The sequence below is a fragment of the Burkholderia sp. WP42 genome, from assembly GCF_000745665.1.
In the GTDB taxonomy this organism is placed as follows: Bacteria; Pseudomonadota; Gammaproteobacteria; order Burkholderiales; family Burkholderiaceae; genus Burkholderia; species Burkholderia vietnamiensis.
This window is the reverse complement of record NZ_KN050727.1, coordinates 20,009-45,636: the sequence shown is the minus strand read 5'-3', so window position 1 is coordinate 45,636 and position 25,628 is coordinate 20,009. Positions and strand designations below refer to the sequence as shown.

The window sequence follows — 25,628 nt, the reverse complement described above, 5'->3', positions numbered from 1 at the left end:
CGGGCCGCCGCTGCCGCCCGCTGCGCCGCCGAGTGCGCCGGTGACGGTGGAGACGAGGCCGGTGATCGGCGCGAGCGGGCCGCTGCCGCCGCCCGCAGCGCCGCCGAGCGCACCGGTGACTGTGGAGACGAGGCCGGTGACCGGTGCGAGCGGGCCGCTGCCGCCGCCCGTTGCGCCGCCGAGTGCGCCGGTGACTGTGGAGACGAGGCCGGTGACCGGTGCGAGCGGGCCGCTGCCGCCGCCCGTTGCACCGCCGAGCGTGCCGGTGACGGTCGAGACGAGGCCCGTGAGCGGCGCGAGCGGATTGGTCGCGCCGCCGGAGCTGCCGGCCAGCAGGCCGCCCACGGACTTCACGGTATTGCCCGCCGACGACACGGTGTTGCCGAGGCCGGTCGTGATCGGATTGCCGCCCGTCGATGCGATCAGCGTGCCGCCCTGGTTCAGGCCGTTGCCGATCGTGCCGAGCAGCGTGTTGACAGGCGCGCCGAGCCCGGTCGCCGTGCCGATCGTCTGCGTCGTCTGACCGACCATCGTCGTGATCGGAGTGATGGCCGAACTGACCGTTTGCGTGAGCTGCTGGACCGGCCCGGTCGACAGCACGTTCGACAGCGTCGCGCCGCCGCCCGAGACCGCGTTGCCGACCGTCGTCACGAGGCCGCCGACGGCGCCGGTAACCGGTGCGAGCGGCGCCAGCGGGCCGCTGCCGAGGCTGGTGACCAGGTTGCCCGTCTGCGTCACTGCGCCGCCGAGCTGGTTGACCACGTTGCCCGTGCTGGCGACGGTGACACCCACCGGGTTGGCGGTTGCGCCGAGCTGGCCGAGACCGCTGCCGAGGCCGTTGCCGAGTGCCGTGACCGCGCCGCCGACGCTCTGCACGATGCCACCGGCCGCCTGCGTCGTGCCGGGGTTCACACCGGGCAGCGACTGACCGGCGATCACGGTGCCGAGACCCGATACCGTCGAACCGACTCCGGTGACGATATTGCCGCTGCTTGCGAGGACAGTTCCCACCGGGTTCGACGACACACCCGACGTTCCGCTCGTTCCGCTCGACGTGCCGCTGGTCGTTCCACTCGTGGAGCCGCTGGTGGAGCCACTGGTCGAACCGCTCGTCGAGCCGCTGGTGCTACCCGACGTGCTGCCGCTGGTCGAACCCGACGTGCCGCCCGAGGTGCCGCCGCCCGAGGTGGAGATCGAATCGCCGCCGCCCGAGCTCGACCCGCCGCTGATGCCCTTGCTGATCGAACCGGAACCGCCGCACGCGGAAAGGGAAAGCATGGCTGCCACGGTGGCCGCGATCATAGTCGTCCGGAGCGTGCCATGAGGGATAACCTGAATGTCCATTTCGTCCTCGCATTGAAGCTGATGTTGTGTTGGGTGATGCGAGGATTACTCTGCAACTGTCGTGCCATTCCGATGGCGACGGAGTCGATGAATCGCTTAAAACGCGCCAATTCCTTGTCGCAAAAGGCATTGGCGGTAATTGAAAGATTGTTGAAACTGTTTAAAGCCGGATTGAGGCAAACGATTTCGCGCGTTTCGTAACGTAACGTGCGGTCTTTGGCGTTACGCGCGCGGCGTAACGTGGATGTGGGGCAGGTGGCACGGGTGCGCGAATTGTTTTACTGGTGGACTAGATGTGCACATCTAACCTATCGTAAATCCTATGTGTAAGTCGTACCGAAACCCCGTACAAATGGTCCTGCGGCGGAAAGTTTTTCGGCCGGCTCTTAAAAGAGGTTGGAACATAAATAGGATCGGATATAGAATCCGGATCGGTGTAAGTAAATGTACAGTCCGGTACACGACGTTCGAGGAGGATCACTATCGCGAATGTTAACTTGCATCAAATCGTCGTATGCGCCCTTCGGGGTGACCTATAAAGAAAGCGCACCCGCTTGTCGTTACAGCACAAGTAACGAATCACGCGGGGCAACGGCCGGATATGCGGGGATGTACAACGTATAACAGGCCAAAGAACGTACATACAGGCACGAGGAATAAAATGAAAGCACTCATCAAGCGCTTCCTCAAGGAAGAAACCGGGGTTACCGCGATCGAATATGGGTTGATCGCGGGTCTGATTGCCGTGGCCATCGTTGCGGGCGTTTCGTCCATTGGCGGTAGCCTCGGCAACATGTTCACCAATCTGGGCTCCTGCATAACGTCTCCCACGACCGGCACCGGCTCATCGGCAACGGCCAACGTAGCCTGCACGGCGCCTTGGAAATAAACCCGTTTCATCACTGATACAAGCCAGCCGTAGTGCCGTGACAGGCGAATCGCCGTGCGCGATTCGCCCGTTGCGGCATGTTCGGCCACTCGTGATGCGATGGCACATTTCCTATTCACCGGGGCATTTCTCGCATGGGCGCTCGTTGTCGCGGCCAGCGATATCCGTTACCGACGTATTTCGAATGTGCTCGTGCTGGCGGGGCTGGTAGCGGGGTTTCTGGCGGCGAGTCTGGACGCTAATCCATTCGGTGTACTTCCGGTGCGCGCGATGATCGGCATGTTCGTCGGCCTGATCGTTCTGCTGCCGTTTTTCCTGTTGCGCGTGATGGGTGCGGCGGACGTGAAGATTTTCGCGGTGCTGGGCGCCTGGTGCGGCGCGAACGCGTTGCTGTGGGTCTGGGTCGCGGCCAGCCTTGCGGCCGGCGTGCACGTCCTTGTCCTGATGCTGCTCTCGCGCACGCGCATCCGGGCGCTGCGGTCACGGCGCGCGCCCGTCCTGATGGTCGGCGGATATCGTGCGACGCCTTATGCGGCATGCCTCGTCGCACCGGTGGCTGCGTGGCTCGTGTACCTCGTCATGGCAGGGGCAGGGCGATGAATCGTCAAAGCGCAGGGTGCCGGAAACGCGATCGTCAACGCGGCGCGACCGCGGTCGAATTCGCGATCGTGTTTCCGCTGTTCTTCATGATCTTCTACGCGATCGTCAGCTTCGGCATGATTTTCCTCATCCAGCAAAGCCTGACGTTCGCCGTCAGCGAAGGCGCGCGCGCCGGGTTGACTTACGCGCCGAGCCTCGGTTCGGACCAGAACCCCTGTACGTCGGTATCGAAGCCCATGACGCGCACGCAGAGCGCGTGCAATACCGCGTTGAGTTCGCTGAGCTGGCTGAACGGCAATCCGCAGCCGGCGTCGGTGACGGTGAAGACCAATGCATGTACAGACGGCTCGGCGAGTCCGACCAATTGCCTGACGGTCACGGTCAGCTACGTGCCTTTGCAGTGGCTGACGTCGATCCCGTTACTGGGGCAAGTGCTGAAGGGCCCGCTGACGAGTTCGGCGGTCGTGCAAATCCCGCAGTCCATGCTATGAGCAGCGCGTCATGAGTCCGAGTCGCGCCATCGAGAAATTTCGCGTCGTCATTCCGGCATCCATCCTTCTTTGAACATGACCAACAATTTGACGAAGATCATCGCCGGGCTGCTGATCGCGATCGCCGTACTGCTCGGCATCTATGCGTGGATGCTCGGACGCAGCGCGCCCGCTTCCGTACCGGCGCCGCAGGTCGTCACCGCCAATGCGGCGCCGGTGGTGATCGCAACGCACGCGTTGCCGGCCGGCCAGCCGATTCCCGCCGACGCGTTGAAGGTCCAGTCGATCAGCCCGGTGCCGACAGACGCGTTCATGGATCCGACGATGGTTGCCGGCCGTGTCCCCGCCCGCGACATCCCCGCATCTGCGCCGATCACGCCCGACGCGCTGGTTTCCGGCCTCGCCGAAGACATCCAGCCTGGCGAGCGCGCGATCGCGGTGCGCGTCGACGAGACCAATGCCGTCGGCAACCGGCTGCGCCCCGGCAACTTCGTCGACGTGTTCCTGAATCTGAAGCGCGAAGGCGGCGGCGCGATGTTCGACGGCGAGGTGTCCCAGACGCAGGCGCGCCTGCTGATGTCGAAGGTGCGCGTGCTGTCGTTCGGCGACGCGACGCCGGAGCGCGACAGCGGCAGCACCACGAACGGCAGCAACGGCCAGCCGAGCAATGCCCGCATCGCCGTACTGGCAGTGCCGACCGCCCAGGTCGACGCGTTGACGCTCGGCGAGGCCACCGGCCGGCTGACGCTCGCGCTGCGCAACCCGCGCGACGACGAACTCGCGATGCAGACCGTCGCGGTACGCACCGACAACAAGCTGTCGCCGTCGGCGCTGGCCGCGGCCGGCGTCTCGCTGCAACAGCTGTCGGGCACCCAGCGCAATGCCGCGGCGGCCAATGTCAATGTCCCGCCGCTGCCGTCGCACCTTCCGCCGGCCGTGCGGTCCGCCGCGGGGGCGACGGGCAGCGGCGGCAGCATCGAGGTGATCCGCGGCGGCCGCTCGGAAACGGTTGCGTATTGAACAGCATCGATTCCTATCGATATCAGCGACGACATGTAATAGCCGTGCCACGGTACAACAATCCATGAAAAACACACTGACTGCATTCGCGATGGTTCTGTGGGCCCTGACCTTCGCATCCATGGCAAGCGCGAGCGGGACGATCGAGCTCGCGGTCGGCGCGCAGCGGCAGATCGCCGACGGCCGCACGCTGCAGCGGGTCGCCGTCGGCGATCCGGCGATCGCCGACGTGCTGATCATGAAAGGCAGCCGTGCGGGCTCCGTGCTGCTGACCGCGAAGGCGCCCGGCACCACCAACGTGATGGTCTGGGAGCGCGGCCACGACGAGCCGACGGTCTGGAACGTCGAAGTCGTCGATGCAGCCGCGCAGGCCGTGCTCGACGGGTCGACGCCGCAGTTGAAAGCCTATGGCGGCACGTCGGTGCTGCGCGGCGCGGCCGGCTCGCTCGATGCGCACGAACGCGCGGTGGCCGTCGCGAAGAACATGAGCCCGAAGGGCGCGGTGATCGATCGTTCGACGCTGGCCGGCAAGAACGTCGTGCAAGTGGACGTACGCGTCGTCGAATTCAGCCGTTCGGTGCTCAAGCAGGTCGGCTTCAACTTCTTCAAGCAGAGCAACGGCTTCTCGTTCGGCTCGTTCTCGCCGGGCGGCGTGCAGTCGTACAACGGCGGGTCCGGTCCCGGCACGGCGGCCTATATCCCGACACTCGGCGCACCCGTTGCGTCCGCCTTCAATCTGGTCGTGAACGCAGCCGGGCACGGCATCTTCGCCGACCTGTCGCTCCTCGAAGCGAACAACCTCGCGCGCGTGCTCGCGGAACCGACGCTCGTCGCGCTGTCCGGCCAGAGCGCCAGCTTTCTCGCCGGCGGCGAGATTCCGGTGCCGTCGCCGCAGGGGCTCGGCTCGACCGCGATCCAGTGGAAGCAATACGGCGTCGGGCTGTCGCTGACGCCGACGGTGCTGAGCCCGAACCGGATCGCGCTGAAGGTCGCGCCGGAATCGAGCCAGCTCGATTTCGTGAACAGCGTGACGATCAGCGGCGTCGCGGTGCCGGGCATCACGACGCGCCGCGCCGACACGACGGTCGAGCTCGGCGACGGCGAGAGCTTCGTGATCGGCGGCCTGATCGACCGTCAGACGATGTCGAACGTCAGCAAGGTGCCGCTGCTGGGCGACCTGCCGATCATCGGCACGTTCTTCAAGAACCTGAATTACCAGCAGAACGACAAGGAACTGCTGATCATCGTGACGCCGCATCTCGTCGCGCCGATCGCGAAGGGCGCGGTGCTGCCCGCGACGCCCGGCGAATTGGCCGAGCAGCATGACGGGCCGGTATGGCGTTCGTATCTCGGCGGTGCGGCGTCGCCGGACGCGGCGCCGGGGTTTTCGAAATGAGCACGAAGCACGACGCGCCGGGTCCCCGCGCGGCGCATTGCGCAATCGGGAGTGTGCGACATGAATGCACGAATCGAATCACTATGTGAACCCGCCGTGACGGACTACTTCGTTTGCGCATCGCAGAAGGAAGCACACGTGCGCTGGCTCGCCAACACGCTCGTGTCGGCCGGTGCGGTCGAAGCCGCATCGCTCGAGCCCGGCGTGCTCGCGCAGCGCATCACCGGCCTCAACCCGGCGCTCGTGTTCATCGACTTCTCGGCGAGCAGCGACGCGGCGAGCATTGCCGTCGCCGCGATCCGCGCCGCGCATCCCGGCTTGCCGATCGTCGCGCTCGGTTCGCTGGCCCAGCCGGAAAGCACGCTCGCCGCGCTGCGCGCGGGCGTGCGCGACTTCATCGACGTGTCGGCGCCTGCCGAGGAGGCGCTGCGCACGACGCGCAGCCTGCTGTCCAACGTCGGCGAGCCGGCGAGTCGCCACGGCAAGGTCGTCGCGTTGCTCGGCGCGCGCGCGGGCATGGGCGTCAGCACGCTCGCCGCGAATCTCGCCGTGTGGTTGCAGAAGCACGCGCTCGGACCGGGCGCGAAAGACCAACACGGCGGCAGCACGCCGGCCGGCCGTCAGACCGCACTGGTCGATCTGGGATTGCCGGCCGGGGACGGCGCGCTGTTCCTGAACACGCGCTGCGAGTTCCATTTCATCGACGCCGTGCAGAACCTGCGCCGCATCGACCGCACGTTCGTGAACACCGCGCTGACGCGGCACCAGAGCGGCGTGGCGCTGACCACGCTGCCGCCCGACCTCGGCGGCCTGCGCGACGTGTCGTATGCGGCTTGCGTCGGCTTGCTGAACCGGTTTCGCGCGTTCTTCGATCAGCAGGTCGTCGATCTCGGAGGCTTCTCCAATCGCGACTTCGTCACGCAGATCGCCGCGTCGGCCGACGAAGCGTGGCTCGTCTGCGATCAGGGCGTCGCGTCGATCGTGTCCGCGGCCGATCTGCTCACCGGCTTGCGTGACGCGGGGATCGACACCGATCGCGTCAAGCTGGTGGTCAACCAGTACGATCCCGCGCTGGACCTGATGCCCGCGCAGATCGCCGAGCGTCTCGGGCTGTCGCTGGTCGGCACGTTGCCCGCGCGGCGCGTCGCGATCGGCCATGCCGCGAACCAGGGACGGCTGATCGTCGATGCGGCGGAGCGCGATCCGTACGTGCGCGCCCTCGAATCCCTCGCCGTGCGGTTGCCGGGCATCTCCGGCACGGCCGGCGCGTCGCGTGCCGCGCCGCGCCTGTCCGCGCTCAAGCGCTTCATTCAACCTTCGTCCAAGCGGTCGTAACCGATGGCACACGACATTCAATTTGCCGACGGCGCAGCGCCGTTCTCCCAGACCCAGCAATTCCACGACATCAAGAATGCCGCGCACGAGCACTTGCTCACGCGCATCGAGGAGCTGGGCGCCGAGTTCGGCCGCTGGTCGCGCCAGGCGATCAACCAGTTCGTCGATCTGGAGATCGACAGCTTCGTGCGCCTGCGCCGGATTCCGCTCAACGAGAACGAAGTGCGCGCGATCGCCGAGGCGCTGACGAAGGAGCTGGCGGGCTTCGGGCCGATCGAGGACCTGCTCGCCGACCCGGCCGTCGAGGACATCCTGATCAACGGCTACAACGACGTGTACGTGTCGCGTCACGGCATGCTCGCCAAGCTGCCGGTGCGCTTCACCGACAATGCGCATCTGCTGCGCATCGTGCGGCGCATCCTCGCGCCGATCGGCCGCCGGCTCGACGAGTCGAACCCGATGGTCGATGCACGACTGCCGGACGGCGGACGCGTGAACGTCGTGATCGAGCCGTTGTCGATCGACGGCCCGATCGTGTCGATCCGGAAGTTCCGCAAGGATCCGCTGAAGCCGTCGGACCTTCTCGGCAACGGCACGTACAACGAAGAAATCGGCGCGCTGCTCGAGGCGGCCGTCGAAGCGCGCTGCAACGTGCTCGTGTCGGGCGGCACGAGCTCGGGCAAGACGTCGTTGCTCAATGCGCTCGCGTTTCATATTCCCGAGCCCGAGCGCGTCGTGACGATCGAGGATACGGCCGAGCTGTCGCTGAACCATCCGCACGTCGTGCGGCTCGAGAGCCGGCCGGGCGGATTCGACGGCTCCGGCGTGGTGACGATTCGCGACCTGCTGCGCAATACGCTGCGGATGCGTCCGGACCGGATCATCGTCGGCGAAGTGCGCGGCGGCGAAGTGCTCGAAATGCTGCAGGCGATGAACACCGGCCACGACGGCTCGATGGGCACCGTGCATGCGAGTTCGCCGCGCGAGTGCCTGTACCGTCTCGAGATGCTTGCGGGCTTCGCCGGTTTCCAGGGCACCGAGTCGAGCCTGCGGCGGCAGATCGCGAACGCGATCGACTTCATCGTGCAGATCGGGCGGCTGTCGAACGGGCGTCGCCGGATTCTGTCGATCACCGAGGTGACCGGGCTGTCCGACAACATCATCGCGACGCAGGAGCTGTATCGCTACGAGGCGCGTGTGACGCCGGAGGGCGAGGAAGTCGATCACTGGGAGTCGCTCGGCATCCATCCGCATTCGCCGAAGCTCGCGCGTTTCCGTCAGACGCTGTCGGGCGGCGCGGCGGGCGGTGGATTCGGCGGCGGGTTCGGCGGTGGCGGATTCGGTCGGGGCGGGGGCTTCAATGTATAGCGCGATGGTCTGGGTGCTCGCGGTCGCGATGCTGTGCGTGGCATCGGCATTGATGCTGTGGCGACATGCAGAAACCCGGCGCGTGCGAACGGACGCGAAGCGCTTCATCGACAGCCGGCTCGAACCGGGCGCGCGCGCGCCGGCGCAGCCGGCGGCGGCATCTGCCGGCGCGCGCACCGCGTCGCCGTCCGGTGTCGCGCGCGGCGCGATGGCCGAGGCCTTCTGGGTGCAGTGGTATGCGTCGGCCGCCGAGTACCTCGCCAATCTCGTGAACCGCGCGGGCATCGAAGGCGCTCGCGGCAAGGCGATCGGTGCGCTCGCCGTGCTGCTGGCGATCGCCGGGCTCGCGACCCATCGCGCCGGCGTGCTCGCCGGTCTGGCGGCGCTCGTGTGCGGCGGCGCGATGTTCGGCGTCTGGCTGGCATCGCGCATCCAGCGGCGACGGCTGAAGATCGTCCGGCAGATTCCGTCGTTCCTCGACGGCATCGTGCGGCTGGTGACGCTCGGCAACAGCGTGCCCGCGGCGTTCCAGGCGGCGCTGCTGACGAGCGAGGAACCGCTGCGCGGCTGTCTCGATCACGTGTCGAGGATGCTGCGCTCGGGCGTCGAGATCGATCGCGCGATGCTACATGTCGCGAAGGTCTACCGCACGAAGGAATTCGAGCTGCTCGGCTCGGTGCTGCGGCTGTCGGTGAAATACGGCGGACGCGCGGACGTGATGCTCGAGAGGATGGCCGTGTTCATGCGCGATCTCGAGCAGGCGGAGCGCGAGCTGACGGCGATGTCGGCGGAGACGCGGTTGTCGGCGTTCGTGCTCATGATGCTTCCGGTCGCGATCGGCAGTTTTGTCGTGATGACGAACCCGAGGTATCTGCAAGGGATGTGGAACGACCCGGGCGGACGCGTGCTGCTGACGCTCGCGTTCGTGATGCAGGTGGCGGGCAGTGTGTGGTTGTACCGGATGGCCCGGCTGAGGTGATGCGATGACGGCAACTCAAATCGGATCGATCGCGTTGGCGCTTGGCGCGCTCGGCGTCCTGCTGTTCGGCATGGCCGCGATGTTGCGCGCGAGCGCCGCGTCGCGTGCCGAGCGTGCGCTGAAGGATGCGCTCGAACACCGCATGGCGACGCTCGAGGCAGCCAAGCCGGGAAGCGCTGCGGCCGGCGATTCCGCCGGGAAACCGGACGCGCGCGTTCGGCAACGCGTCGAACGCATGCTTGGCTGGGTATCGGCGAACGGGATGCGCCTGCTCGACACCGGCTTCGGCAAGCATATCGTCGCGGACGAAGACCGTCGTCTGCTCGAGCAATGCGGCTACGTCGACGCCCGCACGCGCGGGCTGTTCCTGATGGCGCGACTCGCCTGCGGGATCGCCGTGCCCGTGCTGTTCGCGGTGTTCGCGAGCGGCCGGATGAAGGGCGGATACTGGACGATCGGCGTGTTCGCCGCATTCGCATTCGGCTTCATGCTGCCGAAGCTCTACGTGCGCCGCCGTGCCGCGGCTCGACGTCAGAGCGTGATCGACGAATTGCCGTTGCTGGTCGACATGCTGCGGCTGTTGCAGGGCGTCGGCTTGTCGCTCGATCAAAGCCTGCAGGTCGTGACGAACGATTTCCGCGGGATGATGCCGGTGCTCTCGTCGGAGGTCGGCATCGCGCAGCGCCATTTCGCGGCCGGCCGCACGCGCGAGCAGTCGATGCAGCGCTTGTCCGGCGGCTTCGACAACGAGGATTTGCGCGCGATCGCACGGCTGATGGTGCAGGTGGACAAGCACGGCGGCGCCGTTCAGGAACCGCTCAAGCAGTTCGGCGATCGATTGCGCGAGACGCGTCGCGCGATGCTGCGCGAACGAATCGGCCGATTGACCGTGAAGATGACCGGGGTGATGGTTCTGACGCTGCTGCCTGCGCTGCTGATCGTGACGGCCGGCCCCGGATTTCTGGCAGTGACGCACGCGCTGTCGGCACACCATTGACGGTGGAAGGAAAGACGATGAAGCGGATCGGCAGGATGGCAAGGCTGGCCGGCATGGCGACGATGGCGTTGATGCTCGTTGCATGCGCGACCAAGGAGAGCGGATATGGTGTCGGCGCACAGACCGAACGTGCGGCGTTGATCCAGGCCGCGGACCAGAAGCAAGCGGTGCCCGATACGCCGGGCATGTATCTCGGCCTGATCCAGCGGATGCAGACACAAGGTTTGTATTACGCGTCGCTCGCGCATATCGACGCGTACGACAAAACGTACGGCGTATCGCCGGACACGATACTGCTGCGAGCGGATGCGCTGCGGATGACGGACCAGCCGGCCGCGAGTGCGGCAGCTTATGAGCAATTGCTGAAGACGCCGCTCGCCGCGCGCGGCTATCGCGGGCTCGGGCTGATCGCGGGCGCAGCCGGCGATTTCGGCCAGGCGGTGCAGGCGTTGACGCAGGCGTCCGAACTCGCGCCGACCGATGCGTCGCTGCTGTCCGATCTCGCGTACGCGAAATTGCGCAGCGGCGACATCGTCGGCGCGCGCGTGCCGCTGATGAAGGCCGCTGAACTGGATCAACGCAACCCCAAGATCGTCAGCAACCTCGCGCTGTATCTGGTTGCCGCGGGGCGCGCGCAGGACGCGCAGCGCTTGATGAACCAGCAGCGTTTGCCGGCCAATATCCGCAAGGACATCAGCAGCGATGCCGCGAGAGTGGCGGCCGCGGCGCGCGCGCAGCAGCGGGCGGTGGCAACGCCGCCGGTGGTATCGCGGCGTGCCGCGCCGATGTCGATCGCGCCGATGGCGAACAATCTCAGCTATGACCAGACCGCGCCGCTGCTGCAACGGTTTGCACAATGAACGGATACGCGGGGAACGACATGAAGCAGACATTTCACCGATACATGCGCGCGGGCCGCATCGCTCTGCTCGGCGCGATCGCCGGCATCGCGCTGGGTACCGTTGCCGCATACGGGCAGGTCGCTGCGCCGGGCGCATCGGAGGTGGGGCGCTCGACGCAGCAATGGCTGTCGCTGCAGCGGGACAACCGCGTGGCTGCGCCGACACAGCCGTTGCTCGGCGACGTTGCGACGCTGACGTACCAGCGCTATCTGGATTCCTTCAAGAACAAGATTCCCGAATCGATGAGTTCGCAGATGGGCTCCGCGGGCGGCATGTCGGGCGGCGGGCAGAGTGCGCAGTAAGCGAGACGACGATGCGCGGTGATCATCCATACGTGATTCGGCGGCCCAGCGCAGGTTGGATGGCGCGACGTCGGCAGCGCGGCTCGATTGCGGTCATCGGAGCGATCTGGGTGTTGGTCGCGCTCGTCGTGCTGGGGGCGATCGACGTCGGCAACCTGTATTTTCAGAAGCGGGACCTGCAGCGCGTCGCCGACATGGTCGCATTGGCGGCGGTTCAGCCGATGTCGAGCGATCCGGCCAGATGCCTGAGCGATGCGAAGAAGAACGTGGCGGTCAGCGCGGGCCTGAACGACAACGGTTATTCGGTCACGCTGATCGATGCCGCGGCGAACGCCACGCCGACGCCGGGCAACGACCAGATCGCCGTCAGCTGCGGCGCATGGGATACCGCGAATGCATACGTTACGCCGGCGCAGTCGGTCGCCAATGCGGCACGCGTGACGGTGTACCGGCAAGTGCAGTATTTCTTTCTCGGGCTGCTGAGCCAATTGAGTGGTCGAAAGGCCGTGTTGTCGGCCACTGCAACGGCACGTTCGTCGGCGATCGATACGTTCAGCGTCGCTGCGACGCTCGCGAGTCTCAATACGTCGTCTTCCGCGCTGCTCGATTCGTTGCTGACCGGCTTGCTGGGTGCTTCGGCCAACGTCAACGTCGGCCTGGCGAGCTATCAGTCGCTGGCCGTGGCCAACGTCACGCTGGCTCAATTGGCCAACGCCGCGCTGCAGCTCGGCCAGTCCGGCATGTCGAGTCCGCCCACGATCGGCCAGCTGCTGGGCCTCGATCTGACCGTATCCGATATTCTCAATCTCGCCGCGACGGCGGTCGGCAAGGATACGACGGTCGGCGTGGTGCTCACCACGTTGCGGGGCAGCGTCGGTGCGAGCGTCAATGTGTCGAAGATCGCGTTGGGCAGCCTCCTTCAATACTCCGGCAGTAACGCGGAGGCTGCGGCGAACGCCAGCATCAATGTGCTGCAGTTGCTGATCACGACGGCGGAGGTCGGCGCATACAACAGTGCATTGTCGGTATCGATCGGGCAAACCAGTTGCCCGGGCAACGCATTGTGTCCGCTGATCAGCGCGGTATCGGCGCTTGCGCGCGTCAACAGTCTGCAACTGCAGGTGCTGGCGCCGCCGTCGATCGGCATCGGCGAGGCAGGGCAGGTGAACGGCATCTGGCGCACGCAGGCGTCGCAGGCGGAGATCGGCATCTACGCCGATCTGCAGGTATTGTCGGACCCGCCGCCGCTGCAGATTCCGCCGTTGGTGCCGTTGCTGACGATCCAGCTTTCCGGGCCGCGTCTGCCGCTCTATATCATCGCGGGCGGCCCGGCGCGGGCCTGGTTGGCAAGTACCGATTGCCAGTCGGCGCCGGCCGCGAGCACCGCGACGTTCGGCGCCTTGCCGGGCGCGGCGATGATCTGCGCCGGACAGAATACCGGCGGCAAGCTGAACCTCAATGCGCCGAGCTGTGCGGCTTCGTCCGGCACGATTCCCGTCGCGAAGCTCTCGGCGTCTGGAATACTCGGCAACTTCACCGCGCTGCAAATCGCGCTGTCGGCGTCGAACCCCGTCGCGTATGTAGGCGGCAGCGCCAGCACGCCGATATACAGCGGGCCGCCGTTGCCGTCGACACCGGGCGCGTTGAATGCCGACCTGCCGTTGACCGGTACCGGCATCGTCTATCCGAACAATTCGCAATACTCGTTCTGCAATACCAAGCCGGGCAACGGCGCTTGCGCATCGTCGGCCTGGTCTCCGGGGCCCAACTGGACCACGTCGGCGACTGCCACCAACACGCTGGGCGTCCAGCTGACCAATGTGTTGAATGGCACCGCGCTGCAGCTCAACGTTCTGGGCCTCGATCTGTCGATTCTCACGCAGATTCTCCAACCGCTGACGGACCAACTCATCCCGTTGCTCGTCGGGCTTGTGAATCCGTTGCTCAACACGCTCGTGACGCCGCTGCTGTCCGCACTCGGACTGCAAGTCGGCCAATTGACCGTGATTCAGCACAGCCTGACATGCAACGCCCCGCAAATCGTCCATTGAAAGCAACAGCCATGAGAAACACGCCCGCAATCGCAGAACTCGACCTGTACGTCTGGGAAGGCAAGGCGGACATCGTCGACCGCGTTGCCCGCTGCATGGCGAGCTTCGACGTCGAGGTGATCCGTGCCGACAACGCGGAGATCTCGCCCGAGCGCGCCGCACTGCGGCCGTCGCTCGCAATCATCAGCGTGACGATGATCGAAACCGGTGCGGCGTTCCTGCGCGACTGGCAGGCCAACATCGGCATGCCCGTCGTGTGGGTCGGTGCGGCGCGCGATCACGATGCGTCGCAGTATCCGCCCGACTATTCGCACATCCTGCCGCTCGACTTCACCTGTGCCGAACTGCGCGGGATGGTCGGCAAGCTCGTCACGCAATTGCGCGCGCACGCGGCCGAAACGCTGCAGCCGTCCGAACTCGTCGCGCACTCGGAGTCGATGCAGGCGCTACTGCACGAAGTCGATACGTTCGCCGACTGCGACACCAACGTGCTGCTGCACGGCGAAACCGGCGTCGGCAAGGAGCGCATCGCCCAATTGCTGCACGAGAAGCATTCGCGCTACCGGCACGGCGAATTCGTGCCCGTAAACTGCGGCGCGATCCCCGACGGCCTGTTCGAGTCGCTGTTCTTCGGCCATGCGAAGGGCTCGTTCACGGGCGCGGTTGTTGCGCATAAAGGCTACTTCGAGCAGGCGGCGGGCGGCACGCTGTTCCTCGACGAAGTCGGCGATCTGCCGTTGTATCAGCAGGTCAAGCTGCTGCGCGTGCTCGAGGACGGCGCGGTGCTGCGGGTCGGTGCGACGACGCCGGTCAAGGTCGATTTCCGCCTCGTCGCGGCCAGCAACAAGAAGCTGCCGCAACTCGTGAAGGACGGGCTGTTTCGCGCGGATCTGTACTATCGGCTCGCGGTGATCGAGCTGAGCATTCCGTCGCTGGAGGAGCGCGGCGCGGTCGACAAGATCGCGTTGTTCAAGTCGTTCGTCGCCGACGTGGTTGGCGAGGCTCGCCTCGCCGAGCTGTCGGACCTGCCTTACTGGCTCGCCGACGCGGTCGCGGACAGCTATTTCCCGGGCAACGTGCGGGAATTGCGCAATCTGGCCGAGCGCGTCGGCGTGACGGTGCGGCAGACGGGCGGCTGGGATGCCGCGCGGCTGCAGCGGCTGATCGCGCACGCGCGCAATTCGGCGCAGCCGGTGCCGGCGGAGAGCGCGGCGGAAGTGTTCGTCGATCGCAGCAAGTGGGACATGAACGAACGCAGCCGCGTGATCGCCGCACTGGACGCCAACGGTTGGAGACGCCAGGACACCGCGCAGCAACTCGGCATCAGCCGAAAGGTGCTGTGGGAAAAGATGCGCAAGTACCAGATCTTCGACGAAGAGCCCGAGACTCGCGAAAGCGATTAATTAATGAGATAAAATCGCGCTCAATTACAACGACACGGGCGGGAATAAAAATTCATGAGCCACATTACGGGGTTGGGGCGGGCATGCGTGCTGTTCGCCATGATGGGAGGCATGCAGGGCGTGTACGCGCAGGGATTGGCAGCCGATGCGGCATCGGCGGTGCAGCAGGCGTCGGCGCCGGTAGCGGCGATTCCGGCGCTCGATCCGCAGGTTCAGTCGGTGCAGCCGCAGGCGGGCGAGACGACCGGGCAAAGCACGGTCGACGAGCTGCAGCGGCAGATGCAGGCGCATGCGTTGACGGAAATGCGCACGAACTATAACGGCAGCTACGGCGCGAGCCTGTTGTTCAACGTGAAGGACGGTGCGTATTTCGTGGCGCTGTTTCAGCAGAAGGCGTTCTGGCGTGTGATCAAGACGCACGACGACGCGCGCGCCGAAGCGATCTACCGCGACTTCTCGCATCAGGCGGCGCGGCTGGCCGTCAACGAGTTGCGGGCGGCGAAGCTGGAAGCGCAGAAGGCGCAAACCGACCGGCAGATTCAGGCCACGCAGGACCGCGCACGTCGCCTGCAAGCCGACCTGTCGATCGCGCACGAGCAGCAGGCCGCGGTCGCCGATCACCAGAAGAACGTACGCGACGAAACGGCGGCGCTGCAGACGCAGCAGGCGCAGCTTCAGGGTCAGTTGCGCGCGTTGCAGAAGCAGGTGCGCGCGCTGCAGCGTGAGGCCAATGCGGGCTTGCCGTCGACGGCACACTGAGCGGTCATGGGGTGCGCGGTGCGGCGACATGCCGCGCCGGCCTACCAGCAAAAAGGGCAAGCCGTTTGGCTTGCCCTTTTGTTTTACTGGCCGTCCGGCACGATTCGCCGGCGCCGGGTGACGATCACCGGCCCGGTGCCGCCACGTGAATCGGACGGCGCGCTGCTGCCCGGTGCGTCGCTGGTATCGCGCGGCGCGCCGTAGCTTTCGCGCGGTGCGCCATAACCTTCGCGCGGTTCGCGCGGTGCGCCGTAGCCTTCCCGCGGCTCACGCGAGCCGTATCCTTCGCGCGGTTCACGCGAGCCGTAGCCGCCGTCGCCGCGCGACTCGCGCGAGCCGCCGTGCGAGCCGTACGGGCTGTGGCCGCCGCCTTCACGGCCGCCCGGCCGGCCGCCGGGACGCGGGCCGCGCGGGCCGCCGCCGGGACGCGAGCCGCCCGTATCGAGCTGGATCGTCGAAATCGCGCGCTTGTAGATGCCTTGCAGACCCACGGGGGTGCGCAGCATCACCAGGTACTGATCGAACGACTCGATGCAACCCGTCAGACGAATGCCGTTGACGAGATAGATTTCAACACGCTTACGTTCCTTGCGTGCCGAATTGATGAAGTCGTTTTGCGGATGGGATTCTGCGGGATTGGCCATTGAGGTGCGGCAGGAGCCTGCGTCAGAGATGTGTTGTGCGTGTGTGGGCGTGATCGCTCACCAAGTATTTAGCGGGATTCTACCCTGTTCGTTCCGCCCGCGCGTGATCGCGATTGTGTCGAACCGTAACCCACTATAGACGCTCCAGGACATTTTCGCGATTCGGCCGAACGGCCAGTTGCCGTTCCGTTACGTCGCGTTACGACTCTCGCAGCGGCGTAGCACCTCGTCGTGTGCGTCCGGATTACAGTCGCGGCGAATGCCGGGCAGGCCGGCGCAACATGGAACGAAACATGAACAAGAGGGGCTTGGCGGTGTGGCTCGGCGGCGCGGCATTGGTCGCGTCCGGCAGTGCAATGGCGGGGCACGTCGACCTGTCCGTCGGGATCGGCGTGCCGGTCGCGCCGGTCTATGTCGAGCCGGCGCCGGTCTATGTGGCGCCGCAGCCGGCGGTCGTCGCCTATCCGGGCTACGGGTACGGCGACTACGGCGACGATGACGACGACGGCTACCGGAAGTGGCGCAAGCACTATTACAAGCACTGGCGCAAGCATCACGACGATGACGACGATTGAGCACGGCGCGCGGCGCGGCGCGCCTGACGCTCAGAACGCGTAGTCCGGGTTCTTCGGATCGAACGCGGACGCGTCGAGCGTCGCCGGCGCGATCGTCTCGATGACGATCCGCTCGAAGATCCTGCCGTCGTTGTCGTACGACTCGACGGTCCGGAAGTAGGGCGCGTGCAGATCGAGGCCGAGCACTTCCTTCTTCGCATAGAACTGCGGGCGGCCGGTCGGCGTTTCGTAGGTGAGGGCGACCACGCGTACGCCTCCGATGGTTTTCGCTTCGACGTGGGTCGGCCGCTGGACACCGGCCTCCTGGTATTTCCTGGCTTCGCTCAGGTACTGGTTCGCGATGAACTCGGTGCCGAGATCCTTCACCTGGTGATTCGACTGGGCGCGCGCCAGCGCGCCGTCGAGCGCCGTCCACAGCGGAATCTTGCCGAGCAGCCCGCCGAGATGGCCGTACATCTCGTCCTTGCGCAGCGTCGTGTCGTAGATCGTTTCCTGTCCCGCATGCGCGCCGCCCGGCAGCCATTTCGCGTACACGCGCAACGGCTCGCGCGTCGTCTTCACGAGCATGCGGTCGGGCGTGTCGGGCCACTTGCCGTTGATGCGTTCCTGCCGCGCCATCGTGAACTGGTACGACGGATAGCCATTCGGGCCATGACCGACATAGAGCGGCACCGCGAGCGGATCGAGCGCGTTGAACAGCGCGGTGAGCGTCGCGTCGTCGAGTTGCGCGAGCGTGCCGCGCTGCGCGGCCGCGCGCAGCCAGCGTGCCTGCTGCGCAGCCGGTTCGTGCGTGACCTTGTCGAGCTCGGCCGGCAGCGTCGTGGCTGTGGCCGTGGGTGCGCTGGCGGCAGCGGCGGCCGTTTCCTGCGCGTGCGGCGGCGGCGCCAGCGTCAGCATGCATGCGACGGCGGCGGCCGCATGCGCGGCGCGGCGCATCGTTCGTGGGTTCATCGGCGGCGTCTCCGGGCGAGCCATCGTTCAGCGTTGTTTCGCGGCCTCGAGTTTCGCGAGCTCCTCGTCGCGCAGCGCGCGGCGCAGGATCTTGCCGACGTTCGTCTGCGGCAGCGCGTCGCGGAATTCGACCGACTTCGGCATCTTGTAGCCGGTGAGGTTCTTGCGGCAATGCGCGAGCACGTCGTCGACGGTGAGCGCGGGGTCGCGCCGCACGACGAACACCTTGATCCGCTCGCCGTGCACCTCGTCCGGAATGCCGATCGCCGCAGCCTCGCTGATGCCCGGATGCATGACCAGCACTTCCTCGATCTCGTTCGGGTACACGTTGAAGCCGGATACGAGAATCATGTCCTTCTTGCGATCGATCAGACGGATGAAGCCGTGCTCGTCCATCACGCCGATGTCGCCGGTGCCGAGCCAGCCGTCGGCGTCGAGCACCTTGGCGGTTTCGTCGGGGCGTTGCCAGTAGCCGCGCATCACCTGCGGGCCGCGCACGCACAGCTCGCCGGGCTCGCCGATGCCGGCCCAGGTGCCGTCCTCGCGGCGAAAGCGCACCTGGGTCGACGGCGCGGGCAGGCCGACGGAGCCGCTGAACGCGGCCATGTCGCTGAGGTCGACCGGGTTCATCGTGACGATCGGCGAGCATTCGGTGAGCCCGTAGCCTTCGACGACCGGCCTGCCCGTGACTTCCTCGAAGCGTTCCGCGACCGCGCGTTGCATCGCCATCCCGCCAGCCATCGCGAGCTTGAGCTTGGAGAAGTCGCGCTTGCGGAATTCTTCGTTGTCGAGGAACGCGTTGTACAGCGTGTTGATGCCGGTGATGCCGGTGAAGGTTTCGTTGCGGATGATCTTCATCACCATCGTCATGTCGCGCGGGTTCGCGATCAGGATGTTGCGCCCGCCGAGCCCCATGAAGATGAACGCGTTCACCGTCAGCGAATAGATGTGGTAAAGCGGCAGCGGCGTGAGGACGGTTTCGACGTCGCCCGACACTTGATCGGCGATCCATGCCTTCGCTTGCAGCAGGTTCGCGATCAGGTTGCCGTGCGTGAGCATCGCGCCTTTCGCGACGCCGGTGGTGCCGCCGGTGTATTGCAGGAACGCGAGGTCGTCGCGGGTGACGCGCGCCGGCTGCGGTTTGGTGCGCGCGCCGAGCGCGAGGGCCGCGCGCAGCCGCACCGCCTGCGGCAGGTTGTAGGGCGGCACGAGCTTCTTCACGTGCTTCAGCACGAAGTTGATCAGGTGTCCTTTGGCGTTCAGACCGTCGGCGAGGAGGTCGCCGAGCGCGGTGACGACGATGTTCTTCACCTGGGTGTCGGGCAGGGCGTCCTGCAGCGTGCGCGCGAAGTTCTCGAACACGACGATGGTTTGGGCGCCGCTGTCCTTGAGCTGGTGCGCGAGTTCGCGGGCGGTGTAGAGCGGATTGACGTTGACGACGATTGCGCCGGCTTTCAGCGTGCCGAACAGTGCGACCGGATACTGGAACGTGTTCGGCAGCATGATCGCGACGCGGTCGCCCGGCTTCACGCCGATGCTTTGCAGATACGACGCGAACGCGTCGACTTTCTGCGCGAGCGTGCGGTAGGTCATCGATGCGCCGGCGCTCACGTACGCGACTCGCTCGGCGAAACGCGTCGTGCATTCGTCGAAGAATTGCACGAGCGACGTGTATTGCGCGACGTCGATTTCGTGCGGCACGCCGCGCGGGTACGACTTGTACCAGATGCCGTCGGTGGCGGGCGGGAGCTGCGCCGTTGCGGTTGCTGCGGGTGCTGACATGATGTGTGTCTCCGGTGTCGGCGAGAGTTGGCGCTTCAGCGCCTACTCTCGCCCCATGCTTCGCGGTCGGCAAGAGTTGGCGCTTCAGCGCCTACTCTCGCCCCATGCTTCGCGGTCGGCGCACCCCAGCGCGTCACCGCCCGCACTATCCTCATCCGGCGAAAACCCCATCGGTTTTCGCCACAAAAATCCGATCCCGACCGGCGACGTACTCCCACCGGCCTCGATCAAACGAGTCATGAAACGCTGGATCTGTGCCGCGCGCCGCGTTCAACCCGCCGAATGCGCTGCCGCCGTATCGACGGCGGCAGCCGCCGACGGCATCCCGAGCGCTTCGCTCGCGCCGGCATCGTCGAGCACGGCCGCGAAGATCGCCAGCTGCGCGCTGTCGGGCATCGGCGCCTTCAGCGCGGCGACGATCAGCGACGACAGCCGCGCGATCATCTGCACGTCGTTCATCGTGCGGCGTTGCGAGAATTCGTCGATCAGGCTTTCGGTCTCGGCGCCGGCGAGCGCGCCGGACAGCGCGCCGATCGCAAAGTGAAGCCGCCAGCCGAGTTCCGTGCGCGGCAGGTGCGGCAGCGCGCGCTGGAACGCATCGAAGAAACGACCGGCGACGCTCGCATAGTGCGCGGTCAGGAAGTTGCGGACGAACGGCGACGGGTCGGTGTATGCGCGGCCGATCAGCCGCAGGAACGCAGGGCCGCCGCGCTCGGGATCGCGCGACGCCTTCAGCGCGGGAATGAACATCGCGCCGAGCACGTGCTCGCAGGTGATGTGGGTGCCCAGTTGCGCATCGAAGCGGTCGAGGATGCCGAGCCGTTCCTGGTTCAACTGGTCGAGCCGACGCGACAGCATCGCGTGGATCAGCGCTTCCTTGCTGCCGAAGTGGTAATTGACCGCGGCAAGGTTCACCGCCGCACGCGACGTGATCTGCCGCATCGACATCGCTTCGAAGCCGTGCTCGATGAACAGATCCTCGGCTGCATCGAGGATGCGCACCTTCGTGCCGCCGCTCTGCCGAGTGCCGGACGGTCGCGTCCCCGACGGCCGTCCCGTCGACGGCCGCCCCTCCTGAGTTACTGCCATGTCCCGCCTCCCAATGCCGGTCGCCCTGCCGCGAACAGCTGATTCGTTCGTCTGATTCAAACGGCTGTTTTTATTAAGATAAAAAGACGCAGGCAGGCCGGGCAAGCGCGGAGTCTCGGCAAATTCCTCTAGTTCGATGTGCAGATGCGGGATACGTCGGACGCAAGCCACGCCCCGCGCGGCGCATCCGATGGTGCGGCGCGGCAACGTGCGGGTTCAGCCGGCGCCGGTACGTGTATTGACCGATTGCGTCATGTCGATGCCGCGCCGCTCGCGGCTGAACAGGATCAGCACGGCGATCGCGACGGCCACGATGCCGGCCACGAGCGCGAGCGCAAACGCATAGTCGTTGCCGTGCGACACGGCGAGCGACGCCTGCATCGTCGCGTTGCCGGACGCGAGCAGATTGCCGAGCTGGTAGACGAAACCGGGGAAGGTCGCGCGGATCTCGTCGGGGGAGATTTCGTTCAGATGCACGGGGATCACGCCCCACGCGCCCTGTACCGATATCTGCATCAGGAACGCGCCGGCCGCCAGCGCGAGCGGGCCGCTCGAGAATGCCCACAGCGGCAGCACGGGCAGTGCGATCAGCGCCGCGATGAAGATCGCGCGGCGGCGGCCGATCCGCTCCGAGATCGCGCCGAACGAGAGGCCGCCGACGATCGCGCCGAGGTTCAGCACGATCGTGATCCACGACACGGTATGCGGATCGAAGTGATGCTGTTCGCGCAGAAACGTCGGATACAGGTCCTGCGTGCCGTGCGAGAAGAAGTTGAATGCGGTCATCAGGACGATCGCGTAGATCGCGAGCTTCCAGTTGTGCCGAAACGTGGCGGCGAGGCTCGGCCGCGTCCGTTTCTCCATCTGCTTCCACGCGGGCGACTCCGGTACGTGCGCGCGCACGTACAGCACGAGCAGCGCAGGCAGCACGCCGACCATGAACATGCCGCGCCAGCCGATGTACTGGTAGAACAGCCCGAACACGACCGAAGCGAGCAGATAGCCGCTCGGGTAGCCGGCCTGCAGCAGCCCCGACACGATGCCGCGCGCATGCGTCGGCACGGTTTCCATCGTCAGCGCCGAGCCGACGCCCCATTCGCCGCCCATCGCGACGCCGAACAGCGCGCGCAATGCCAGCAGCGCGGTCAGGCTCGGCGCGAAACCCGACGCCAGCTCGAGCAGCGAATAACATGCGATGTTCACCATCAGCGTCGGGCGGCGGCCGAAGCGATCGGCGAGGCGGCCGAAGATCAGCGCGCCGAGCGGGCGCATCGCGAGCGTGAGCGTGAGCGCGAACGCGACGGCGGGGATCGTCGTTGCGAATTCGGCCGCGATGTCCTTCAGCACGAACACCATCAGGAAGAAATCGAATGCGTCGAGCGTCCAGCCGAGGTAGGCGGCGATCGTGACGTTGCGTTGCTCGCGAGTCCAGCTCATGTCGTGGGTTCTCCTCGTTGGCTTGCCTGCCTGCCGGCTCGTACGGTTGCCGGCCGGCAGGCGCGCAGTGCGGCGGGCATGGATCGAGTGTAGGCCGTCGCGCCGCGCGATACGGGCGAATCGGGAATAATCCCTATGAAATGATCCATTGCGTGCAACGGAGGCGATGCCGGCCGAGCGACGCGTCAGCCGTCTGTATCATTGCGGCAGGCTTTTTGTATCGATCACGTCACGCGCGATGCGCATCGTTCCCGAAGCAGGAATCCAGATGGCCGAATCCCCCGATACCGCGTTGCCGGTGCTGCAGACCGAGCGCTTGTGGCTGCGCCCGCGCGTGCTCGCCGATCTCGACGCGTGTATCGAGATGGATCGCGATCCGGAAGTGACGCTGTACATCGCCGGCCCGTGGCACGACCCCGCCGAGCATCGCCGCTTCGTCACGCACCGGATCACGCGCGACTATCCGGCCGGCCTCGGCTACTGGTCGATCTTCGAGAAGGCCGCGCCCGACCGGTTCATCGGCTGGGTGCTGCTGATTCCCGACTACGCGGGCGGCGCGCGCGACGTCGAGATCGGCTGGCGGCTCGTGCGCACGGCGTGGGGGCGCGGCATCGCGAGCGAGGCCGCGGCGGCCGTCGTGCGGCACGCATTCGACACCGTGCGGCTGCCGCGTGTGATCGCCGACATCGCGGCGGCCAACACCGGTTCGCTGAACGTCGCACACAAGCTCGGGATGCGCCGCGTGGGCGTCGTGGACGACGGCATTCCTTACGTGCGGCATCGTCTGGAGCGCGACGACCTGCGCACCTAGCGCCGCCGGTTGTCAGAGATCGTCAAGCGTACGCGTATCGAGGTCGCGACGTATTAACGGCTTGCCCGATCAGGAGTATCGTTGCCGACATTCGCAACATGGGGTACGACCATGGCACTCGGCAACGACGTTCATCTGATTCCCGTCCGGCTCGACGCGCTGCGTCCGACGCAGATGACGGTCGGCTATCGCGAAGTGAAGGCGAAGCGCAAGCACTGGAAGACGCTCGGCAAGCGCGCGCGCCAGGCCGCGATCGAATCGCACTGGTTTCCCGCGGTGCTCGGCCCGGGCGGCCTGCATTACATCACCGATCATCACCATCTCGGCCTCGCATTGATCGAGGAGGGCGAGACTCGCGTGAACGCCATGCTGCTGAAGGATCTGTCGTGGCTCGACGACACGATTTTCTGGCGGATCATGGAGCACAACCAGTGGGTGCATCCGTTCGGCCCGGACGGTGCACGGCGCGAATACGCGCATCTGCCGCAGGCGCTGACCGGGCTCGAGGACGACCCGTATCGCAGCCTCGCGGGCGAGCTGCGCACCGCGGGCGGCTACGCGAAGGACGCGACGCCGTTCAGCGAATTCCTTTGGGCCGACTACCTGCGCCAGCACGTGAGCCTCGACCAGATCCGCAAGAATTTCGACAAGGCGCTCGACCTGTCGCTGCGCCGCGCCCACGATCAGGACGCGCGCTATCTGCCGGGCTGGTCCGGCGTGATCGCGGTCAAGCCGTGACCGGCGCAAGCGATCCGACGTTCGATGAAGAAGGCTCGATGACGACCACCCAGACTCGCCCGGAAGCCGGCCCGCAGCGCGCCGAGCATTTCGCCGCACTCGATGCGGCCGCGCCTTCGCCGCCGCGGCGCGTTGGCCTCGACGCGCTGGCCGGCCTGTCGATCGCCGGTCTGCTGATCCCCGAGGCCGTCGCATATGCCGGCCTTGCGAACCTGCCGCCGCAGGCGGGCCTCATCGCGCTGCTGTCGGGGCTCGTCATCTATGCGCTGACCGGCAGCAGCCGCTTTGCGATCGTGTCGTCGACGTCGTCGTCGGCCGCCGTGCTCGCCGCGACCGTGCTGAGCGAGTCGGGGCTCGCGCTGGCCGCTCAACTCGCGCTGGCGGCCGCACTCGTGACGGTGACCGGCGTGCTGTTCATCCTGTCGGGCGCGGCGCGGCTCGGCGGCATGTCCGATTTCGTCGCTCGGCCGGTTCTGCGCGGGTTCACGTTCGGGCTCGCGCTGACGATCGTCATCAAGCAACTGCCGAAGATCCTCGCGGTTTCCGTGCGGCACGGCGATGCGCCGCACGTCGTGCTCGAACTCGTCAGGGGCGCGCCGCAGGCGAACCTCGCAAGCGTCGCGCTCGGCGCGGCCGCGCTCGCGCTGCTGTTTGCGCTCGGGCGCCGCTCGCGCGTGCCGGCGACGCTCGTCGTGATCGTGCTGTCGATCGTCGCCGGCTATCTGGTCGACTGGCAGCGCTACGGGATCGCGGTGGTCGGACACATCGATTTCCGGCATATCGAATTCGGGCTGCCGCGGCTCGACCGCAATGCGTGGATGCAGACGGTCGAGCTCGCATTCGCGCTGATGCTGATCCTGTACGCGGAGTCGTACGGATCGATTCGCAACTTCGCGCTGAAGCACGGCGACAGCGTGTCCGCGAATCGCGACCTGGTCGCGATCGGCTGCGCGAACCTCGTATCGGGGCTGCTGCACGGGATGCCGGTCGGCGCCGGCTATTCGGCGACGGCCGCGAACGAGGCCGCCGGCGCGCAGTCCCGCTTCGCGGGGTTGTGGGCCGCGGCGGTGGTCGCGCTGATCGTGGGGCTGCTGCTGCCGCAGCTCGCGCGCACGCCGGAGCCCGTGCTCGCGGCGATCGTGATCTTCGCGGTCAGCCACTCGCTGCATCCGTCGATATTCCGGCCGTATTGGGTATGGCACCGCGACCGGCTCGTCGTGATCGCGGCGCTGCTGGCCGTGCTCGTGCTCGGCGTGCTGCACGGGCTGCTCGTGGCGATCGGCGTGAACCTGCTGCTGACGCTGCGCAAGCTGTCGGAGCCGAACGTCAGCGTGCTCGGCCGGCTGCGCGACGGGCACGATTTCGTCGACGTCGCGAATCATGCCGATGCGAAGCCGGTGCCCGGCGTGCTGATCGTGCGGCCCGAGGCGCAGCTGTTCTTCGCGAACGCGGACCGGATGCTCAACCGCGTGCGCGCGCTGATGAAGGACGCACCCGATGCGCACACCGTGATGCTGAGCCTCGAGGAAACGCCCGACGTGGACGGCACGACGATCGAGTCGTTGCGCACGTTCGCGGCCGAGTGTGCGGCGCGCGGGCTGCGGCTCGCGATCGTGCGGCTCAAGGCGCATGCGCTCAATGCGCTGCGCCGGGCGGCCGACGATACGCTGCGCGACGACGCGATGTCGGAACTGAGCGTGGATGAGAGCCTGCAATTGCTGCAGGCGCGCGGTCGCGACGGGGCGAGTGGCGGGTGATGGGGGCG

At 66.5% G+C, this 25,628-nt stretch carries 25 protein-coding genes; 19 read left to right on the top strand and 6 right to left on the bottom strand.

Going from position 1 to position 25,628, the window contains the following annotated elements; translation table 11 throughout:
- Positions 1–1,344: collagen-like triple helix repeat-containing protein (locus EX20_RS29320; protein WP_034195577.1), on the bottom strand; the 1,344-nt coding region annotated here is incomplete at its 3' end.
- Between EX20_RS29320 and EX20_RS32685 the strand changes: the two genes are divergently transcribed.
- From EX20_RS32685 to EX20_RS29250, 15 genes are all read left to right on the top strand, one after another.
- A complete protein-coding gene (locus EX20_RS32685) occupies positions 1,321–1,545 on the top strand; it encodes a hypothetical protein (protein WP_014722940.1) in 225 nt (74 codons plus the stop codon). The genes EX20_RS29320 and EX20_RS32685 overlap by 24 nt on opposite strands.
- Before the next feature lie 460 nt (positions 1,546–2,005).
- Entirely contained in the window at positions 2,006–2,233 is a 228-nt protein-coding gene (locus EX20_RS29315) for a Flp family type IVb pilin (protein ID WP_034195576.1), read from the top strand.
- A 99-nt stretch (positions 2,234–2,332) separates the two neighbouring features.
- On the top strand, positions 2,333–2,833 hold the full coding sequence (locus EX20_RS29310; RefSeq protein ID WP_034195575.1) for an A24 family peptidase: 501 nt from the start codon (positions 2,333–2,335) through the stop codon (positions 2,831–2,833).
- A complete protein-coding gene (locus EX20_RS29305) occupies positions 2,830–3,324 on the top strand; it encodes a TadE/TadG family type IV pilus assembly protein (RefSeq protein WP_034195574.1) in 495 nt (164 codons plus the stop codon). The genes EX20_RS29310 and EX20_RS29305 overlap by 4 nt, the downstream gene beginning before the upstream one ends.
- Positions 3,325–3,399: 75 nt before the next feature.
- The gene (gene cpaB / locus EX20_RS29300) at positions 3,400–4,344 is read left to right on the top strand and encodes a Flp pilus assembly protein CpaB (protein ID WP_034195573.1); all 945 of its coding nucleotides are present in this window, start codon (positions 3,400–3,402) and stop codon (positions 4,342–4,344) included.
- Positions 4,345–4,408: 64 nt separating this feature from the next.
- Positions 4,409–5,740, top strand: coding sequence for a type II and III secretion system protein family protein (locus EX20_RS29295; protein ID WP_034195572.1), 1,332 nt, complete (start codon positions 4,409–4,411; stop codon positions 5,738–5,740).
- A gap of 60 nt (positions 5,741–5,800) precedes the next feature.
- Positions 5,801–7,075: a fimbrial protein gene (locus EX20_RS29290; protein ID WP_034195571.1), complete on the top strand. Its 1,275-nt coding sequence runs from the start codon at positions 5,801–5,803 to the stop codon at positions 7,073–7,075.
- A gap of 3 nt (positions 7,076–7,078) precedes the next feature.
- Positions 7,079–8,443 carry a CpaF family protein gene (locus EX20_RS29285; RefSeq protein WP_034195570.1) on the top strand — a complete coding sequence of 455 codons (1,365 nt, stop codon included), beginning with the start codon at positions 7,079–7,081 and terminating at the stop codon, positions 8,441–8,443.
- Complete coding sequence (locus EX20_RS29280; RefSeq protein WP_034195569.1) at positions 8,436–9,422, top strand: type II secretion system F family protein; 987 nt, start codon at positions 8,436–8,438, stop codon at positions 9,420–9,422. The genes EX20_RS29285 and EX20_RS29280 overlap by 8 nt, the downstream gene beginning before the upstream one ends.
- Before the next feature lie 4 nt (positions 9,423–9,426).
- Positions 9,427–10,419 carry a type II secretion system F family protein gene (locus tag EX20_RS29275; RefSeq protein ID WP_034195568.1) on the top strand — a complete coding sequence of 331 codons (993 nt, stop codon included), beginning with the start codon at positions 9,427–9,429 and terminating at the stop codon, positions 10,417–10,419.
- Positions 10,420–10,436: 17 nt separating this feature from the next.
- The gene (locus EX20_RS29270; protein ID WP_034195567.1) at positions 10,437–11,279 is read left to right on the top strand and encodes a tetratricopeptide repeat protein; all 843 of its coding nucleotides are present in this window, start codon (positions 10,437–10,439) and stop codon (positions 11,277–11,279) included.
- Positions 11,280–11,299: 20 nt separating this feature from the next.
- On the top strand, positions 11,300–11,623 hold the full coding sequence (locus tag EX20_RS29265; RefSeq protein WP_034195566.1) for a DUF3613 domain-containing protein: 324 nt from the start codon (positions 11,300–11,302) through the stop codon (positions 11,621–11,623).
- Between the two features lie 11 nt (positions 11,624–11,634).
- Positions 11,635–13,674, top strand: coding sequence for a pilus assembly protein TadG-related protein (locus EX20_RS29260; protein ID WP_080938704.1), 2,040 nt, complete (start codon positions 11,635–11,637; stop codon positions 13,672–13,674).
- Between the two features lie 11 nt (positions 13,675–13,685).
- Positions 13,686–15,077 (top strand): sigma 54-interacting transcriptional regulator, encoded by a 1,392-nt coding sequence (locus tag EX20_RS29255; protein ID WP_011884633.1) that lies wholly within the window; start codon positions 13,686–13,688, stop codon positions 15,075–15,077.
- A 54-nt stretch (positions 15,078–15,131) separates the two neighbouring features.
- The gene (locus EX20_RS29250; protein ID WP_011884635.1) at positions 15,132–15,836 is read left to right on the top strand and encodes a DUF2968 domain-containing protein; all 705 of its coding nucleotides are present in this window, start codon (positions 15,132–15,134) and stop codon (positions 15,834–15,836) included.
- 83 nt (positions 15,837–15,919) lie between these two features.
- Here EX20_RS29250 and hfq read toward each other — a convergent pair whose 3' ends face one another.
- Complete coding sequence (hfq, locus tag EX20_RS29245) at positions 15,920–16,480, bottom strand: RNA chaperone Hfq (RefSeq protein ID WP_034195564.1); 561 nt, start codon at positions 16,478–16,480, stop codon at positions 15,920–15,922.
- Between the two features lie 293 nt (positions 16,481–16,773).
- Here hfq and EX20_RS29240 point away from each other — a divergent pair, with 293 nt between their 5' ends.
- A complete protein-coding gene (locus EX20_RS29240) occupies positions 16,774–17,055 on the top strand; it encodes a PXPV repeat protein (protein ID WP_034195563.1) in 282 nt (93 codons plus the stop codon).
- A 30-nt stretch (positions 17,056–17,085) separates the two neighbouring features.
- Here the strand turns inward: EX20_RS29240 and EX20_RS29235 are convergent, their stop codons facing one another.
- The 4 genes from EX20_RS29235 to EX20_RS29220 all read right to left on the bottom strand — a co-directional run bounded on the left by EX20_RS29235 (position 17,086) and on the right by EX20_RS29220 (position 22,314).
- Entirely contained in the window at positions 17,086–18,006 is a 921-nt protein-coding gene (locus EX20_RS29235; RefSeq protein WP_011884641.1) for a DUF1571 domain-containing protein, read from the bottom strand.
- A 27-nt stretch (positions 18,007–18,033) separates the two neighbouring features.
- Positions 18,034–19,788: an AMP-binding protein gene (locus EX20_RS29230; RefSeq protein WP_034195562.1), complete on the bottom strand. Its 1,755-nt coding sequence runs from the start codon at positions 19,786–19,788 to the stop codon at positions 18,034–18,036.
- A gap of 270 nt (positions 19,789–20,058) precedes the next feature.
- On the bottom strand, positions 20,059–20,877 hold the full coding sequence (locus tag EX20_RS29225; protein WP_011884645.1) for a TetR/AcrR family transcriptional regulator: 819 nt from the start codon (positions 20,875–20,877) through the stop codon (positions 20,059–20,061).
- A gap of 216 nt (positions 20,878–21,093) precedes the next feature.
- The gene (locus EX20_RS29220) at positions 21,094–22,314 is read right to left on the bottom strand and encodes an MFS transporter (RefSeq protein ID WP_014722954.1); all 1,221 of its coding nucleotides are present in this window, start codon (positions 22,312–22,314) and stop codon (positions 21,094–21,096) included.
- Between the two features lie 268 nt (positions 22,315–22,582).
- On the opposite strand from EX20_RS29220, the gene EX20_RS29215 reads away from it, so the two are divergent.
- From EX20_RS29215 to EX20_RS29205, 3 genes are all read left to right on the top strand, one after another.
- Positions 22,583–23,125, top strand: coding sequence for a GNAT family N-acetyltransferase (locus tag EX20_RS29215; RefSeq protein WP_034195601.1), 543 nt, complete (start codon positions 22,583–22,585; stop codon positions 23,123–23,125).
- Positions 23,126–23,236: 111 nt separating this feature from the next.
- Entirely contained in the window at positions 23,237–23,863 is a 627-nt protein-coding gene (locus EX20_RS29210) for a ParB-like protein (protein ID WP_011884649.1), read from the top strand.
- 38 nt (positions 23,864–23,901) lie between these two features.
- Positions 23,902–25,620, top strand: a complete 1,719-nt coding sequence (locus EX20_RS29205; RefSeq protein ID WP_011884651.1) for a SulP family inorganic anion transporter — start codon at positions 23,902–23,904, stop codon at positions 25,618–25,620.
- The last annotated feature ends 8 nt before the right edge of the window (positions 25,621–25,628 follow it).

Coding starts and splice junctions, on each gene's coding strand:
- EX20_RS32685 (WP_014722940.1), top strand. CDS start 1,321: ATGAGGGATAACCTGAATGTCCATTTCGTCCTCGCATTGAAGCTGATG.
- EX20_RS29315 (WP_034195576.1), top strand. CDS start 2,006: ATGAAAGCACTCATCAAGCGCTTCCTCAAGGAAGAAACCGGGGTTACC.
- EX20_RS29310 (WP_034195575.1), top strand. CDS start 2,333: ATGGCACATTTCCTATTCACCGGGGCATTTCTCGCATGGGCGCTCGTT.
- EX20_RS29305 (WP_034195574.1), top strand. CDS start 2,830: ATGAATCGTCAAAGCGCAGGGTGCCGGAAACGCGATCGTCAACGCGGC.
- cpaB (WP_034195573.1), top strand. CDS start 3,400: ATGACCAACAATTTGACGAAGATCATCGCCGGGCTGCTGATCGCGATC.
- EX20_RS29295 (WP_034195572.1), top strand. CDS start 4,409: ATGAAAAACACACTGACTGCATTCGCGATGGTTCTGTGGGCCCTGACC.
- EX20_RS29290 (WP_034195571.1), top strand. CDS start 5,801: ATGAATGCACGAATCGAATCACTATGTGAACCCGCCGTGACGGACTAC.
- EX20_RS29285 (WP_034195570.1), top strand. CDS start 7,079: ATGGCACACGACATTCAATTTGCCGACGGCGCAGCGCCGTTCTCCCAG.
- EX20_RS29280 (WP_034195569.1), top strand. CDS start 8,436: ATGTATAGCGCGATGGTCTGGGTGCTCGCGGTCGCGATGCTGTGCGTG.
- EX20_RS29275 (WP_034195568.1), top strand. CDS start 9,427: ATGACGGCAACTCAAATCGGATCGATCGCGTTGGCGCTTGGCGCGCTC.
- EX20_RS29270 (WP_034195567.1), top strand. CDS start 10,437: ATGAAGCGGATCGGCAGGATGGCAAGGCTGGCCGGCATGGCGACGATG.
- EX20_RS29265 (WP_034195566.1), top strand. CDS start 11,300: ATGAAGCAGACATTTCACCGATACATGCGCGCGGGCCGCATCGCTCTG.
- EX20_RS29260 (WP_080938704.1), top strand. CDS start 11,635: ATGCGCGGTGATCATCCATACGTGATTCGGCGGCCCAGCGCAGGTTGG.
- EX20_RS29255 (WP_011884633.1), top strand. CDS start 13,686: ATGAGAAACACGCCCGCAATCGCAGAACTCGACCTGTACGTCTGGGAA.
- EX20_RS29250 (WP_011884635.1), top strand. CDS start 15,132: ATGAGCCACATTACGGGGTTGGGGCGGGCATGCGTGCTGTTCGCCATG.
- hfq (WP_034195564.1), bottom strand. CDS start 16,480: ATGGCCAATCCCGCAGAATCCCATCCGCAAAACGACTTCATCAATTCG.
- EX20_RS29240 (WP_034195563.1), top strand. CDS start 16,774: ATGAACAAGAGGGGCTTGGCGGTGTGGCTCGGCGGCGCGGCATTGGTC.
- EX20_RS29235 (WP_011884641.1), bottom strand. CDS start 18,006: ATGAACCCACGAACGATGCGCCGCGCCGCGCATGCGGCCGCCGCCGTC.
- EX20_RS29230 (WP_034195562.1), bottom strand. CDS start 19,788: ATGTCAGCACCCGCAGCAACCGCAACGGCGCAGCTCCCGCCCGCCACC.
- EX20_RS29225 (WP_011884645.1), bottom strand. CDS start 20,877: ATGGCAGTAACTCAGGAGGGGCGGCCGTCGACGGGACGGCCGTCGGGG.
- EX20_RS29220 (WP_014722954.1), bottom strand. CDS start 22,314: ATGAGCTGGACTCGCGAGCAACGCAACGTCACGATCGCCGCCTACCTC.
- EX20_RS29215 (WP_034195601.1), top strand. CDS start 22,583: ATGGCCGAATCCCCCGATACCGCGTTGCCGGTGCTGCAGACCGAGCGC.
- EX20_RS29210 (WP_011884649.1), top strand. CDS start 23,237: ATGGCACTCGGCAACGACGTTCATCTGATTCCCGTCCGGCTCGACGCG.
- EX20_RS29205 (WP_011884651.1), top strand. CDS start 23,902: ATGACGACCACCCAGACTCGCCCGGAAGCCGGCCCGCAGCGCGCCGAG.